The sequence below is a fragment of the Kutzneria chonburiensis genome (genome assembly GCF_028622115.1).
Lineage (GTDB): Bacteria > Actinomycetota > Actinomycetes > Mycobacteriales > Pseudonocardiaceae > Kutzneria > Kutzneria chonburiensis.
Genome location: NZ_CP097263.1, coordinates 7,618,692 through 7,632,824 on the forward strand (window position 1 = coordinate 7,618,692; position 14,133 = coordinate 7,632,824).

General features: G+C 68.7%; 17 protein-coding genes. 13 read left to right on the forward strand and 4 right to left on the reverse strand.

All coding sequences use genetic code 11. The annotated features are described in order from the left end of the window. Nucleotides 1-2 precede the first annotated feature (2 nt). Both recR and M3Q35_RS35150 read left to right on the forward strand, forming a co-directional pair. Nucleotides 3-599, forward strand: a complete 597-nt coding sequence (gene recR / locus M3Q35_RS35145; RefSeq protein ID WP_273936829.1) for a recombination mediator RecR — start codon at nucleotides 3-5, stop codon at nucleotides 597-599. Next, nucleotides 596-1,057 carry a uridine kinase family protein gene (locus tag M3Q35_RS35150; RefSeq protein WP_273936830.1) on the forward strand — a complete coding sequence of 154 codons (462 nt, stop codon included), beginning with the start codon at nucleotides 596-598 and terminating at the stop codon, nucleotides 1,055-1,057. The genes recR and M3Q35_RS35150 overlap by 4 nt, the downstream gene beginning before the upstream one ends. Here M3Q35_RS35150 and M3Q35_RS35155 read toward each other — a convergent pair. Beyond that, the gene (locus M3Q35_RS35155; protein WP_273944588.1) at nucleotides 1,040-4,063 is read right to left on the reverse strand and encodes an AfsR/SARP family transcriptional regulator; all 3,024 of its coding nucleotides are present in this window, start codon (nucleotides 4,061-4,063) and stop codon (nucleotides 1,040-1,042) included. The two genes, M3Q35_RS35150 and M3Q35_RS35155, sit on opposite strands and share 18 nt — an antisense overlap. Nucleotides 4,064-4,336: 273 nt before the next feature. Between M3Q35_RS35155 and M3Q35_RS35160 the strand changes: the two genes are divergently transcribed. The 7 genes from M3Q35_RS35160 (at nucleotide 4,337) to M3Q35_RS35190 (ending at nucleotide 9,443) form a co-directional block, all read left to right on the forward strand. Then, nucleotides 4,337-4,966, forward strand: a complete 630-nt coding sequence (locus M3Q35_RS35160; protein WP_273936831.1) for a YbaB/EbfC family nucleoid-associated protein — start codon at nucleotides 4,337-4,339, stop codon at nucleotides 4,964-4,966. Next, on the forward strand, nucleotides 4,963-5,712 hold the full coding sequence (locus M3Q35_RS35165) for a WXG100-like domain-containing protein (RefSeq protein WP_273936832.1): 750 nt from the start codon (nucleotides 4,963-4,965) through the stop codon (nucleotides 5,710-5,712). Before M3Q35_RS35160 ends, M3Q35_RS35165 begins: the two co-directional genes overlap by 4 nt. Continuing rightward, nucleotides 5,709-6,830, forward strand: coding sequence for a TNT domain-containing protein (locus M3Q35_RS35170; protein ID WP_273936833.1), 1,122 nt, complete (start codon nucleotides 5,709-5,711; stop codon nucleotides 6,828-6,830). Before M3Q35_RS35165 ends, M3Q35_RS35170 begins: the two co-directional genes overlap by 4 nt. Beyond that, nucleotides 6,827-7,087, forward strand: a complete 261-nt coding sequence (locus M3Q35_RS35175) for a hypothetical protein (RefSeq protein ID WP_273936834.1) — start codon at nucleotides 6,827-6,829, stop codon at nucleotides 7,085-7,087. Before M3Q35_RS35170 ends, M3Q35_RS35175 begins: the two co-directional genes overlap by 4 nt. Before the next feature lie 57 nt (nucleotides 7,088-7,144). Further along, nucleotides 7,145-7,726 carry a hypothetical protein gene (locus M3Q35_RS35180; RefSeq protein WP_273936835.1) on the forward strand — a complete coding sequence of 194 codons (582 nt, stop codon included), beginning with the start codon at nucleotides 7,145-7,147 and terminating at the stop codon, nucleotides 7,724-7,726. Nucleotides 7,727-7,827: 101 nt separating this feature from the next. Beyond that, nucleotides 7,828-9,024, forward strand: a complete 1,197-nt coding sequence (locus M3Q35_RS35185; RefSeq protein ID WP_273936836.1) for a WXG100 family type VII secretion target — start codon at nucleotides 7,828-7,830, stop codon at nucleotides 9,022-9,024. Next, complete coding sequence (locus M3Q35_RS35190) at nucleotides 9,021-9,443, forward strand: hypothetical protein (protein WP_273936837.1); 423 nt, start codon at nucleotides 9,021-9,023, stop codon at nucleotides 9,441-9,443. The genes M3Q35_RS35185 and M3Q35_RS35190 overlap by 4 nt, the downstream gene beginning before the upstream one ends. 37 nt (nucleotides 9,444-9,480) lie before the next feature. Here the strand turns inward: M3Q35_RS35190 and M3Q35_RS35195 are convergent, their stop codons facing one another. Next, the gene (locus tag M3Q35_RS35195; protein ID WP_273936838.1) at nucleotides 9,481-9,708 is read right to left on the reverse strand and encodes a hypothetical protein; all 228 of its coding nucleotides are present in this window, start codon (nucleotides 9,706-9,708) and stop codon (nucleotides 9,481-9,483) included. Beyond that, nucleotides 9,696-10,262, reverse strand: a complete 567-nt coding sequence (locus M3Q35_RS35200) for a hypothetical protein (RefSeq protein ID WP_273936839.1) — start codon at nucleotides 10,260-10,262, stop codon at nucleotides 9,696-9,698. The genes M3Q35_RS35195 and M3Q35_RS35200 overlap by 13 nt, the downstream gene beginning before the upstream one ends. 129 nt (nucleotides 10,263-10,391) lie before the next feature. On the opposite strand from M3Q35_RS35200, the gene M3Q35_RS35205 reads away from it, so the two are divergent. The 3 genes from M3Q35_RS35205 to M3Q35_RS35215 all read left to right on the forward strand — a co-directional run bounded on the left by M3Q35_RS35205 (nucleotide 10,392) and on the right by M3Q35_RS35215 (nucleotide 12,772). Beyond that, a complete protein-coding gene (locus tag M3Q35_RS35205; protein ID WP_273936840.1) occupies nucleotides 10,392-11,228 on the forward strand; it encodes a helix-turn-helix domain-containing protein in 837 nt (278 codons plus the stop codon). A gap of 78 nt (nucleotides 11,229-11,306) precedes the next feature. Continuing rightward, complete coding sequence (map, locus tag M3Q35_RS35210; protein ID WP_273936842.1) at nucleotides 11,307-12,074, forward strand: type I methionyl aminopeptidase; 768 nt, start codon at nucleotides 11,307-11,309, stop codon at nucleotides 12,072-12,074. Next, a complete protein-coding gene (locus M3Q35_RS35215) occupies nucleotides 12,074-12,772 on the forward strand; it encodes a class II aldolase/adducin family protein (protein WP_273944589.1) in 699 nt (232 codons plus the stop codon). The genes map and M3Q35_RS35215 overlap by 1 nt, the downstream gene beginning before the upstream one ends. Here the strand turns inward: M3Q35_RS35215 and M3Q35_RS35220 are convergent. Beyond that, the gene (locus tag M3Q35_RS35220; RefSeq protein ID WP_273936843.1) at nucleotides 12,704-13,309 is read right to left on the reverse strand and encodes a DedA family protein; all 606 of its coding nucleotides are present in this window, start codon (nucleotides 13,307-13,309) and stop codon (nucleotides 12,704-12,706) included. The two genes, M3Q35_RS35215 and M3Q35_RS35220, sit on opposite strands and share 69 nt — an antisense overlap. A gap of 137 nt (nucleotides 13,310-13,446) precedes the next feature. Here M3Q35_RS35220 and M3Q35_RS35225 point away from each other — a divergent pair, with 137 nt between their 5' ends. Beyond that, complete coding sequence (locus tag M3Q35_RS35225; RefSeq protein ID WP_273936844.1) at nucleotides 13,447-14,094, forward strand: DedA family protein; 648 nt, start codon at nucleotides 13,447-13,449, stop codon at nucleotides 14,092-14,094. Nucleotides 14,095-14,133 lie beyond the last annotated feature (39 nt).

Sequence of the window (14,133 nt, forward strand, 5' to 3'; positions counted from 1 at the left end):
CCGTGTACGAGGGACCGGTACAGGATCTGATCGACGAGCTGGGGCGGCTGCCCGGCGTCGGTCCGAAGAGCGCCCAGCGCATCGCGTTCCACCTGCTGGCGGCCGATCCGGCCGACATCGGGCGGTTGCAGGACGCGCTCCAGAAGGTGCGCGATGGGGTGCAGTTCTGCCAGATCTGCGGCAACGTCGCCGAGGAGCAGACCTGCCGTATCTGCAAGGACCCGCGGCGCGACGCCACCGTGGTCTGCGTGGTCGAGGAGCCCAAGGACGTGGTCGCGGTGGAGAAGACCCGCGAGTTCAAGGGCCGCTACCACGTGCTCGGCGGCGCGCTGGACCCGTTGTCCGGCATCGGGCCCGACAAGCTGCGCATCCGCGAGCTGCTGGCCCGGATGGGGGCCGACGACATCAAGGAGATCATTCTCGCAACCGACCCGAACACCGAGGGCGAGGCGACCGCGACGTACCTGATCCGGATGCTGCGCGACTTCCCCGGGCTGACCGTCACCCGGCTGGCCTCGGGCCTGCCGATGGGCGGCGACCTGGAGTTCGCCGACGAGCTCACGCTCGGCCGGGCGCTGTCGGGCCGACGAACGGTGTGAGGATCATCGCGATCGACGGGCCGTCCGGCGCCGGCAAGTCCAGCTACGCCGCGACGCTCGGCCTGCCGATCGTGCCGACCGACCACTTCGCCACCTGGGACGACCCGGTGGCGTGGTGGCCGCGGCTGGTCGACGGCGTGATCACGCCGCTGCGGCAGGGCTTGCGCGGCCGGTACCGGCGGATGGAGTGGACCGACGGCGTGCCCGCGCTCGGCGCGGAAGTGGTCGTCGAGCCGACGGAAATCCTTGTCGTGGAAGGGTTTTCCTCCGGCCGGCGGGCAGCCGCGCCGTGGCTGTCGCAGTTGATCTGGGTGGACGCGCCGGACGCGCTCGAACGGGCCGTCGCCCGTGACGGCGAAGCCAGCCGGGCGAATCTGGTGCGGTGGAAGGAATTCGAGCGCGGTTGGTTCCAGGTGGACGGCACGCGCGACCGCGCCGACCTAGTCGTTCAGCGCTAGCCGCAAGGCTTCCTGGGCCTGAGCCAGCAGCATGGGATGCTCTGCCGGCTCGCACACCGCGATCGCCCGGCGGATCAGCTCGATCGCCCGACCCTGTTCGCCTTGGCCGCGATACAACTCGGCCAGCTCGAGCAGCGTTCCGGCCTCCAGGGCGCGGCTGTCGATCTCCCGGAAGACGGCCAGCGACTGCTCGTAGTGCCGTACGGCCGACTCGAAGTCGCCGCGTCGGGCCACGATGCTGCCCAACGACCGCTGCGTGTGCGCCTCGAGGCGGCGGACGCCGGTCTCCCGGGCATGCACGAGAGCCGTCGTGGCGTAGTCCTCTGCCTGCGCCACGTCGCCGATGTCCAGGCACAACGTGGCGAGGTTGTCGAGCAGGCTGCTGCGACCGTCGGAGGAGCCCAGCTCGGTGCGCAGGTCCAGCGCTTCCTGCATGTACGCCAGCGCCTTGTCGAGCTGGCCGAGCTCGCGATAAGTCAGGCCGAGATTGGTCAGGCAGGACGCCTGGTCGTAACGGCGGCCGAGCGCCCGATAGCCGGCCAGCGCGTTCTCCAGCAGCGCGGCCGATTCCTCGAGCTCGCCCAACGCCTGCTTCAGCGTGCCCAGCTTGAACTGCGTGATGGCGCGGCCGACCGGGGAACCGATCGCCTCGGCCACCTTCACCGCCTGCTGGAAATACTCCGCCGTGGTGGCCAGATCGCCGCGTTCGCCGTGCACGCCGCCGAGGTCGGTCAGCGCCTCGATGAGCGCCTCGTCCGGCCCCATCTCGCGGTAGTACGCCACCGCCAGCGACAGCTGGTCGACGGCCTCGCCGTAGTCGCTCACGTCCCACGCCAGCACGCCAAGCGCTTGCCGCATAACGGCTTCCGCCCGCCGCTCGCCCGAACGCAGCGCCGCGGTCAGGCCGATCCGGGCCATCCGGACGCCCTCGTCGTTGGCCCGGTGGCTGCGGAAGTACCGGTGCAGCGCGTCCGCGAGACCCCAGGCCGCCGTCAGCGGGCCCGCCTCCTCGGCCTGCGCCACCGCCGCGATCAGGTTCGCCCGCTCCCCGTCCAGCCAGGCCAACGCCTCGAAGTGGTCCGCGAACCGCGGCGTCGTCACGACGAAGCCGGCGCCCGGCACCGGCAGCCGAACGCTGCCCGGCGACAGCGTGTTCGAGGCCGCGGCCGAGGCGTGGTGGTAGTAGGCGGCCAGGTTCGACCGGGCGATCACCTTCGAGCCCGGGTTCTCCTCCACGTTCGTGCGCTGCTCGGCGTACAGGCGGAGCAGGTCGTGCAGGTGGTAGCGGCCCGGCGAGTGCTGCTGCACGAGATTGGCCGCCGCCAGCCGGTCCAGCAGCCGCTGCGACTCGTCCAGCCGCAGCGAGGCCACGGCTGCGGCCGCCTCGACCGTGAAGTCCGGGCCCGGGATCAGGCCCAGCAGGCGGAACAGCTGCCGCGCCGCCGGCTTCAACGCGTGGTACGAGAGATCGAAGGCCGCGGTCACCGCTGCCTCGTCGTCGTCATCCACCACCAGCGCGTCGAGTCGGCTGCCCTCGCGCAGCCGCGCCACGTAGTTCGCCACGCCTGGCCGGTTGGCCAGGTTCGCCGCCGCGATCCGCAGCGCCAGCGGCAGATTGGCGCACAGCTGGGCCAGCTCCTTCACGGCGTCCGGCTCGGCCAGCACGGCCCGTGCACCGAGCATCTCCGTCAGCAGCTGATGCGCCTCCTCCGGCACCAGCGCGTCCAGGCCGACCGGCCGCGCACCCTGCAAAGCCGTCAGTCCTAGGAGAGTGTCGCGACTGGTCACGAGGACCGCGCAGCCCGGGCTACCCGGCAGCAGCGGGCGCACCTGCTCGGCCGCCGCCGCGTTGTCCAGCACCACCAGCACCTGCCGGCCGGCCATGCACGACCGGTACAGCGTGATCTGCTCCTCGACGTCCAGCGGGATCTGCGACGGCGGCACACCCAGCGCCTTGAGGAACCGGGTCAGCGCGTCCACCGTGCTCATCGGCGGGCCCGGGGCGTAACCGCGCAGGTTGACGTACAGCTGGCCGCCCGGGAAGCGGCTGCTCACGCCGTGCGCCACGTGGATCGCCAGCGCCGTCTTGCCCACGCCCGGCGGCCCGGACAGCGTCACCAGCGGCACCGCCGTGTTCTTGTCGCCGGCCACCAGCCGCTGCGCGATCCGGTCCGACACCTCACGCCGTCCGACGAAGTCCACCAGGTCGGCCGGCAGTTCCGACGGAACCGCGCGGGTCGGCGGCCGCGGCGCGCGCTCCGGCGGCGCCAGGCCTGGGTCGTCACGCAGCACCGCCTGGTGCATCGCCCGCAGCTGCTCCCCGGGGCCGACCCCCAGTTCCTCGCCGAGCAGGCGGCTGACCTGGCGAAACGCCTCCAGCGCCTCCACCTGGCGGCCCGATCGGTGCAGCGCCAGCATCAGCTGGCCCCAGAAGCGCTCCTGGAACGGGTGCTCGCCCGTGACGACGCGCAGCAGCGGGATCAGATCCGTGTGCCGACCAAGGCTCAGTTCCACCTCGATCCGGCGTTCCAGCACCTCCAGCCGGTACTCGACCAGGCGCTGGATCTCCTCGCGGTGCAGCACGTCCGAGGGCACGTCCACCAGCGGCTGGCCCCGCCACAGGGCCAGCGCCTGGCCGTACAGCTCGGCCGCGGTCGGCAGGTCCCCGCTGGACAGCGTCGCCTGCGCGGCGGCTGCGAGCTCGGTGAAACGCAGCAGGTCAAGGTGGTCGGCGTCGACTGTGATCAGGTAGCCGTCGGCCGCCGTGCGGATCACCGACGGGTCGCCCAGCACCTGGCGCAGGCGCATCACGTACGTCTGCAGCGTCGCCTTCGAGCGGTGCGGGGTGTCGCCGTCCCAGATGCGGTCGACCAGCTCGTCCACCGAGACCACGCGATTGGCACGCAGCAGCAGACAGGCCAGCAGCGTCCGGTGCTTGGCAGCGCCGATCGGCGCCACCTGGCCGTCCACGACGACCTCCAGCGGCCCGAGGATCCGGAACTCCACGGCCAACCCGGTCGCACCCCTTCTTCGCCCGCGTATCACGACAAGTACAGATTGTGCACGCATTCGCCGGTGTACTTGACCCAAAGCGACAACCGGGCACTGGAAGGTGTCCGGTGAATCGGCTGGCGGCCGTCTCCGGCGCTGGTCACACCCCCCGACTGGTCGGCCGAATCGGCGGGCTCGAAGATGTCAGGTCTGGGGTCCGGTCACACCGGACGGGAACCGACGGGACGCGGGCGTCGTCGTAGAGCCTGACGTGAGGGGTGTTGGCACATGACTGAGCCGGACTTGAGTCCTGAGCAGCGCGCGGCGAAGGTCGCCGAGCTGCGGCAACAGGCCGACGGCGCGCTGGCTGGGCTGCGCGCGCAGATGGCCGCCGTGAAGCAGGCGCAGCAGGAGGCGCTGTCGAGCACGGGGGAGGCGACTTCGCGTGACGGCAGTGTGCAGGTCGCCGTGGACGCGACCGGCGTGGTGACGGCGTTGAAGCTGTCGCCGAACGCCTTCGAGCGCACCACGCCCGACAAGCTCGCGCAGGCCGTCGTCGCCACGATCCAGGCCGCCGCGGCCAAGGCCCGGGCCAAGGTGTCCGAGACCATGGCGCCCGTGCGGGCACAGAGCGCCAACGTGCTCGCCGCCGCCGGCAACGCCAACGGGCTCGACGCCGCCAAGCTCAGCACGCCCGACGTGCCGCGGACCGCCGCCGACCCCACCGGTCAGGACGACCCGTGGCGCCAGGCGCAGGCTCCGCAGCCGCAGTCGTACAGCCCTCGCCCCAACCCGCCGGTCGCGCCGCCCGCCGCCCGGCCCGCGCCCGCTGCGCAGCCTCCCCAGCGCCAGGCGCCGCCGTCCCGTGACGACGACGATGACGCCGGCGGTTCCGTGCTCAACGAAGGGTCGTGGTGAGCGTGGGCGTCACCCTCCCTTCCGAGGTCACCTGGGTGCTCGACCTCATCGGCGTCGAGTGGCCCAACATCGACGAGGACGAGCTCCGCTCGGCCGCCGATCAGCTCCGTGAGCTCGGCTCCGAGCTGTCCAGCAACAACGGCGACGCCAAGTCCGAGATCGAGGAGATGCTCGGCGTCAACTCGGCCGAGTCGCTGCAGATCTTCGAGGCGCTGTGGAAGAAGCTCGCCGACGGGCATCTCCAGCAGCTCGGCGAGGGCATGGACATGCTCGCCACCGGCCTCGACATAGCCGCCGTCGTCATCGTGGCCATGAAGCTCGCCGCCATCGTCCAGCTGGTCATCCTGGCCGCCGAGCTCATCGCCGACCAGGCTGCCGCCATCGAGACCCTGGGCGCTTCCGAGGCACTGGCCGTGGCTCAGACCGAGTTCACCGAGCAGATCGTCAAGCAGGCCATCGAGCAGGCCATCCAGACCGTCGAGCAGCAGCTGCTGTCCGTCGTCGAGGGCCCCATCTTCGCCGCCTTGGAGAGCGCCGGCGAGGAGCTCGCCATGCAGCTCGTCGGGGACGCCCTCGGTACGCACCAGGGCATCGACATGGGCGCCGTGGCCAATGCCGGCGTCGACGGCTTCTCCCAGGGCGTCAGCGATTCGGTGGATCAGGTCGAGGGCATGGCCGACTCCGTCGTCAACGATCCTCTCGGCACCGCTGAGTCCGTGGCGACGAACCAGGGCATTCCGACGTGACCAAGGCCAACATCCACCCCGAGCACCTGCGCAGGTCCGGCGGCAAGCTCAAGGACTTCGGCGACAAGATCGAGCAGGCCGGCGGCAAACTCGAGCAGGCAGGCCAGAACCTCGTCTCCCACGCCTCCGGCGACCGCTCTGGCGTCGGCTCCGTGGTCGCCAAGTTCACCGGCAAGGCCACCGAGGTCACCGGCAAGGTGTTCAAGGAAGGCGGCCGCGTCGCCGGATCCGCCGGCGGCCGGCTCGGCAACACCGCCGACCTGTACGAGGAAGCCGACAACGTCGGCGCCAAGGGCCTGAACAAGATCCACAAGGGCCGCTCCAGCAAGTCCGTCACCGGCGGCGGCACCCGCTCCGGCTCCACCGTCGGCTCCGGCGGCGGCAAGACCAAGAAGGCCGAGCCCGTCCCCGGCGGCGGCAAGCGCACCGGGACTCGCGTCGGCAGCGGCGGCGGCAAAAAGGATCACGAGGTCCCCTCCCTCAGCGGAGACCTCAACGACCCGCCCAAGTCGACCCGTGACTACGACTCGTCCGGCAAGACAATCAAGACCGATGATCTGGACCACCCGCACAAGGGCCTGATCGACGACAACCTCATCAAGAAGGCCGAGGCAAATCCCAACCGTGCGCAGGACGCCTTGAAGCCCGGGGCCGACCAGAAGCATCCGGTCGTGCAGGGCATCGTGCCGAAGACCTACGACCCCACCGGTGGCCTCGGCCAGACCGAGTGGGACAAGCAGTACTGGCCGACCGGGGCGAAGGACAAGTACGGCAATCCCGAACTGACATGGCCGGATCCGCAGACTCATCCCCAGGGCTTCGACAGTCCCGAGTCGCGCCAGCCCAATGTGTTGCAGCCCGGCCACACCATTGACCGTTTCGGTCCCGGGTTCGGTCGGTTCACCTCGCCGACCGACACTCCGTTCCCGCAGCGCGGACTGCCGCCCGGCAACCTGAGCGACGGGTATCACCAGTACGAGGTCGTGAAGCCCATTCCCGTATGGGAGGGTCCGATCGCGCCCGCGATGGGTCAGCCCGGTGGCGGAACTCAGTACTACATGCCCCATTCCGTCATCGACCTCGTCAATGCCGGATACCTTAGGGAGGTCAAGCTGTGAATATCCAGGAACTGGAATCTGCCGTAGCTGCCATCGGCATTCCCGCCCGCATGGTGGCCGCCGGTGGCCATGCCCAGTACTCGTGGTCCCTGGAGCAGGCCGAGGACGGCGCATGGGAGGTCTACTGGCTGGAGCGCGGGGAGAAGAACGACCTCGAGCGGTTCACCACCGAGAACCAGGCCTGCACCTACCTGCTCGGCCGTCTCACCTACAGCCAGATCCTCGCCGGTCTCACCTGGGGCGACGCCGCCCAGTGACTCCTTGCCTCCGGACCTGTATTTCCGACAGGTCCGGAGGCTCCTTATGCGTCTGGGGTGCCAGTGATTATTTCGGCGAACAGCCTTGCGGCTTATATCGAAGCCATCGGCGTCGAGGGCGATGAGTTCTCCATCGGAGATTACGCGGACGACCGTTGGTGCATCCTTCAGCGTCCTGACGGTACCTGGACTGTTTTCTATCGCGAGCGCGGCGGAAACTTCGATGAATCCACCTTTGATCTCGAGTCCGATGCCTGCTACGCCTTCCTGGGTCGCATGACACTGCTCCAGATCACCAGGGGCTGCTTCCAACTCGTGGATGAGTCGAACCCCGAGGCGGTATCCGATCTCGTTACGCTGAACAGCGTTGAGGCCCTGCTGCGAGAAATGGGTTCGTGGCATGAGGCGGCCTGTGTCGGCGAGGCCGAATACTGTTACTGCATCGTCCGTGACGACGACTGCCTGTGGAGCGTCTTCTACAGGGAACGCGGATGTCGGGATCGGCTACGTGAGTTCACCGACGAGCAGTCCGCCTGCCTTGAGTTCATGGGACGGATCGCCGGCAAGGCCAAGGTTGTCGAGTGGCTGGCCGGACACGGCCGAACCGACCTCATACCCGCTGATGATCCCTTGGTCTGATCATCGGTAACTCGACAGAGGTACTTCCTGCCATCCGGTTCTCACCGCTGCCGTACCCTGCCGGTTGGGTTGAGAAGCTCTGACCGTCACCTGGGGGCGACGTGAGCAAGGCCAATATCCATCCGCAGCACCTCCGCAAGTCCGGCGGCAAGGTCAAGCAGTTCGGCGGCACCGTCAAGCAGACCGGTTCGAAGCTCGAGGAGACCGGCCAGAACCTCGTCTCCCACGCCTCCGGCGACCGTTCCGGTGTCGGTTCCGTCGTAGCGAAGTTCACCGGCAAGGCCACCGAGATCGCCGGCAAGGTCCTCAACGAGGGCGGCCGGGTCGCCGAGGAGGCCGGCACCCGCCTCGGCAAGACCGCCGACCTCTACGAAGAGGCCGACACCATCGCCGCCAAGAACCTCCGCAAACACCACCCCAACTCCAAGCGCAAGGTCGACCCACCCGGCGGCTCCAAACGCGCCGGCTCGCCCGTCGGCAAGGGCGGCGGCTCCGCCAAGAAACCCAAGCGCGTGCCGGGCGGTGGTACCCGCCCGGCTGAGAAGGTCGGCTCCGGCCGCGGTGGTAAGGACACGAAGGCGCCAACGGTTCCCGGCGGCAACGGCGAGCCCACACGCATCAATGGACGGCTGCCTGGGCCGGACTCCGCCGAACGTCGGCTGCCTGATCTTCTTGATCGACATGGGATGTCGGGGCAGGAGTTCAATTCAATCCGGCACCGTGTCAATCAGCCTGGTGGCACTGCGAATATTAGCCGCGAGGAAGCCTTGAAGCTGCGCGGACTTCGTGAGGATATCAAGCTGGAGGCGGGAACTCCGGTTCAGAAGGTGCTCAGCCCGTGGGCTGCGCAGCACTATCTGGACAACTCGACGGCCGACGGGTTCAAGCCGAAATTGTCCGGCGGTTGCTTTGCGCGCGTGGTCGACTCGGAGCAGATAAACAGTCCGTCCGGATATTACGAAGGGCTGCGTCTGGACTACGGCGGCACACCGTTCTCGCCGAAGGATCCTTCGGTTCATGTCCTTCGGACGAGTGTTAGCGACGTGAATCAGTACTCAATTCCGTTTGGTGGTCCGACCGAAGCTGGGCGGGCGAAGATTGGCGGTACCGTCGACTGGGGCGACCCCTTCACGGGAAGTGGATTCACTGGATCCGACAGGCATCTTGTGCCCGAGTGGGATCGTCAGCCAACTCCCCTGCGGAACGGCGACGAGATACATGAGGTATTTGCCGACGGTACCTCGAGGAGAGTTGCTCGATACATCACCCGCCTTGGTTGGGTTAAAGAGGAGCGATGACCGACAGTTACGAGCAGTACTGCTATTCCATGGTTGACGGTCGGAAGTTTGAGACGGCGTTGACGGTGGATCCGGACGTTATTGACATATATTGGTTCGATGACGATCCACCCATGGTTGGATTTGAGAAGTATGCACCTGATCTTTATATTAGACACACGCCAATCGCGGAGTCAACCGGCGTCTTTCGGGTTGAATGGCGATGTGAATATCGCGGCGAGCCGTTTATGGTCACCGGCAGTGAGGGTGATAGCTTGTGGGTTTACTACCTTGGTGGAAGTGAGCCCAAGGCTCGCGAGCTCGGCCTAACTATTGAGGAGCGCTTCGTTGCTACCGGCAAATTTCCCAAGTCTGAGGTGGAAAATCTTCGCGAAGTCACCACTCAGGTCTGGCCCTATGAGGCCGAACAGGGGAAGTGAGCGGACAACGGCAGAGCGTGGCCGGCAGCCTGAGTGATTAGAGCCGGTGGGTGGCCAGTTGGTGGCGGGCGGTGGGGACGGAGCGCTGGCCGGCTTCGTAGGCGAGGCGGATGCGGAGGTCGGTGACGGTGAGGGCGGCGCCGCGGTGGGCGCCGGCGTGCTGGGGCTTGGGGCCGAAGAGGTGGGGGCGGAGGAAGAGGGCGGCCAAGGTGAGGACGACGAGCCCGAGGAGAGCGAGCCCGAACGGGAGGGCTAGCGCGAACATGGCTGGAGGAGGTCGGCGGCTTCGCGCAGGGCGGCCTGTACGGAGAGGGAGTCGCCGGGCTGCCAGTCGGTGGTGACGGGGGAAACCCACCAGGTGAGTGCGCCGCCGGGAACGGGGGTGGGTGGCAGGGGAACGCACTCGCCATGGGTGCAGAGCTCGGCGAGAGGGAGGTCGGGGGCGAGAGGAATGCCGGGTAGTACGAGGAAGCGGATGCGGTCGGGGGACAGGGCGGCGGGGGCGATGCGGCGGCGGAAGGGGCCGGTGCGAGTGGCGGCGACGCCGAGCGCCAGGGGGACGGAGATGACGTCGAAAGCGGTGCCGGTGGGGGCGAGCACGGAGTAGGGCGCGATCTTCCACAGGGAGTGGACGCGCCGGACGTCGCGGGTGGGGCGGGGGAATACGGGCTCGAACTCGCCGGCGGGGCGGTCGGTGTGGCCGCGGACGTACCGCGTGCCGGTCCAGACCGAGCCGGGGACGATCGGCCACTCGGCCAGGTGGGCGTAGTCGCAGGCCGCCTGTTGGAGGCGGGTGCGGAGGGTGGGGGTTGTGGGCATGTGGGTCAATTTAGTGGGGTTTGTAGTTGGTAAGCTACCAATTATTGTCCCTCGATCGGGTGGGGTTGGGTGTGGGGGTCGTGGCGGCGGGCAGGATGGGTGGCCCGCGGATGAGTGAGAGGTGTGCCGATGGGGTCTGCCGCCGTGGCGGCGTACCGCGAGCTGCTGGGAGCGGTGCTGCGCAGCTGCCGTGAGAAGGCCGGCATGTCGCCGACGCAGGCGACCAAGCAGCTGAACTGGTACAGCAGCGTCAAGATCGCCCGGCTCGAGGCCGGCGCGATCAAGGTCCCGGAGAGCGAGCTGGAGCGCATGCTCGAGCTGTACGAGGTGCCGGGCGGCGAGGCGGAGAAGATCCGGTTCTTCGGCATGAAGGCCCGTGAGCGACCGTCCCGGGTGCTGGCCAACGAGAGCACGCTCCGCGCATACGTGGCCGAGGCGTCGGAGATCAAGACCTATACGGACCAGCTGCTGCCCGACCTGACTCAGACTGTGGACTACGCGAACGCGCTGCTGTCGACGTCGTTGCGCACGGCCCCGTCGGACGTGGGCCGGGAGGCCCGCGAGAGGGTCGCGGCGCAGCAGCCGCTGACCGATGCGAGCCCGCCGGACCTGCACATCGTCACGGGCGAGCCGGCGCTGCTGCGGCCGGTCGGCGGCCGGCGGGTGCTGCGCACGCAGCTGGAGCACCTGCGCGACCTGATCGAACGGCCGAACGTGACGTTCCAGGTGATCCCGATCGACCACGGCGAGCACGCGGGCCTCGGTATGGCGTTCACGCTGCTCACGCTGGCGGTGCCGGCGTTCACGACGGTCTACACGGAGAGCCTGACGGCGATCTCGTACGCGGACTCGCGGGACGAGGTGGACGCCTACCAGCTGGCGTTTCGGCGGCTGACCGAGGCGGCGCTGCCGACGGAGGACTCGGCGAAGCTGCTCGACCGCCGCATCGACGAGCTCGTCCTGTGACAGCCAGGTCTCGATCTTGCGTACGGTCACCCGGCGGATCTAGCCGTGCGCGGCGACGTCGACCATAAGGTTGGTGGCGTGATCGAGCTGAAGACAGCAGCCGAGATAACGGCCATGCGCGCGGCCGGCTCGGTGGTGGCCGCGGGGCTCGCGGCCGTGCGGGAGCGCGCGGCGGTCGGGGTCGGTTTAAAGGAGCTGGACGCGGTGGCGGCGGAGGTGCTGGCCAGCCGGGGCGCCCGCTCCTCGTTCCTGAACTACCACCCGCGCTTCGCGCCGACGCCTTATCCGGCGGTTCTCTGCACGAGCATCAATGATGCTGTCGTGCACGGTGTCCCGAACGACTACAAGCTGCTCGACGGCGACGTGGTCAGCATCGACTTCGGCGCCGAACTGGACGGCTGGCACGGCGACGCGGCCATCACCTTCCTGGTCGGTGAGCCGGACCCGGAGGACGTCGCCCTGGTCGAGGCGACGGAGCTGGCGCTCCGCAAGGCGATCGAGGTCTGCCGCCCGGGCAACACGCTCGGCGACATCGGGCACGCGATCGGCCCCATCGCCCGCAACGCCGGCTACGGCATCCTCGCCGACCACGGCGGCCACGGCGTCGGCCACGCCATGCACGAGCTGCCCCACGTGCCCAACGAGGGCGAGCCGGGCAAGGGCATGACGCTGCACCCGGGCCTGGTGATCGCGATCGAGCCGATGTTCATGCTCGGCGGCCAGGACACCTACTGGACCGGCCACGACGGCTGGACACTGCTCACCGAGGACGGCAGCCGGGCGGCGCACTTCGAGCACACGATCGCCATCACCGAGGGCGACCCGATTGTGCTGACGGCCCCGTGATGCTGCTCGCGGACGCCAGGCGGGAAGTCGTCGAGACGTGCCGACGCGCGGTCGAGGACCGGCTGGTCATCGGCACGGCCGGCAACGTCAGCGTCCGCATGGGTGACCTCGTCGCTGTCACGCCGAGTGGCCTGGACTACGGCGACCTGACGCCGGAGCTGGTCGGCGTGCACAACCTGGACGGCACGGCCGTCGAAGCGCCGTTGAAGCCGACGAGTGAGCTGGCGATGCACCTCGCGGTGTACGCCGCGACCGGCGCCAAGGCCGTCGTGCATACGCATTCCGTCGCGGCCGCCGCGTTGTCGGTGGTCGTCGACGAGGTGCCGCCCGTGCACTACTACCTCGCGCTGTTGGGCGGCCGCGTGCTCGTGGCGCCGTATCGACCGTTCGGCTCGGACGAGCTGGCCACGGTCCTGATCGACGCCCTCGGCGACCGGCACGCCTGCCTGCTCGGCAACCACGGCGCCGTGACCACGGGCGATGACCTGGCCCAGGCCTACCAGCGGGCCGGGTTCCTGGAGTGGGTCTGCGAGGTGGCGCTGAAGGTGATCGGCAGCGGGCAGCCGCCCAAGCTGCTCAGCGATCGGCAGATGGCCGAGGCCACCGAGAACTTCATCGGCTACGGCCAGTCAGCCGGCGATGGGCTCCAGGTCGGGGTCGTCGTCGACATCGACGGCCCGACGCCGCTGGGCCCGTAGGAACATGCTGGCCGGCAGGCTCAGCAAGGCGGCGATACCCAGCGACACGGCCAGGGCCAGCGGGATGTCGTCGCTGGCCAGCGAGCCGCCGAGGTAGCCGAGCAGCGTCGCGTACAGGCACCAGAGCGTGCAGCCGATCATCGAGGCCAGCGCGAACCGGCGGACCGGGAAGCGCAGCGAGCCGCAGAGCACGGCCCCGATGGTGCCGCCGCCGGGCAGCCAGCGACCGGCGATCAGGATCGGCTCGGCGTTGCGGGCCAGCCGCTCCTTGATCCAGTCCAGCACGGCCGCGGGCGTGCGGCGATGGGCGAACCTCCCGATCGCCGGCTCGCCGATCCGCCGACCGATGCCATAGTTGACCAGGTCGGCCAGCACACACGAGGCGATGGCCGTCAGGATCACCCATTGCAGCGGGAGCTTGCCGGACGCGGCCAGCACACCGCAGGAGATGAGCACCGGCTCCGTGGGCAGCAGCGGCACGAAGCCGACGAGGAACACCAGTCCCAACGCCGCTGTGACACCGTCCGGAACGCTCATGTCCATAGTCAACATCCTGACCGCCCGCGTGATGCCGGATCACATGGACTCCTCAGGAAGTCGACAGCGGCCCGACAGTTCCCGTTTCTTCGGGCACACTGGACACAACGTACGGACAGGGGAAGGACCGAACGGCCTTGCACATCGACCAGTGGATCGCGGCCATCCCACCGCTCGCGGTGTACGTCACGATCGGCCTGATCGTGATGATCGAGAGCCTCGGCATCCCGATTCCGGGCGAGATCGCCCTGGTCAGCGCCACTTTGCTGACCATCCATCCCAGCTCGGCCGTCGAGTGGGAGTACATCGCCATCGCGGCGTCGGCCGGTGCCATCATCGGCGACTCGATCGGCTACTCGATCGGCCGCAAGGGCGGCAAACCCCTGTTCGAGTGGCTCGGACGCAAGTTCCCGAAGCACTTCGGGCCCAGTCACGTGGCCACCGCGGAGCGGGCGTTCCAGAAGTGGGGCATGTGGACCGTCTTCTTCGGCCGCTTCATCGCCCTGCTGCGCATCTTCGCCGGCCCGCTGGCCGGCGCGCTGCACATGCGCTACTACAAGTTCCTGATCGCCAACGCGCTCGGCGGCATCGTCTGGGCGGCCGGCACGACGGCGCTGATCCACTATGTCGGCGAGGTCGCGGAGAAGTGGCTGAGCGGCTTCGCCTGGGTCGGCCTCGGCGTCGCGATACTGGCCGGCATCGGCATCTCGCTGTACATCAAGCACCGCGCCGGCAAGGCCATGGCCGCCCCGGCCGAGACCGAGGAGCCGGCCGAGCTCCGCTGACGCTTGGAGTTGGGAACGGACCATTCCAAAACTCGGAGT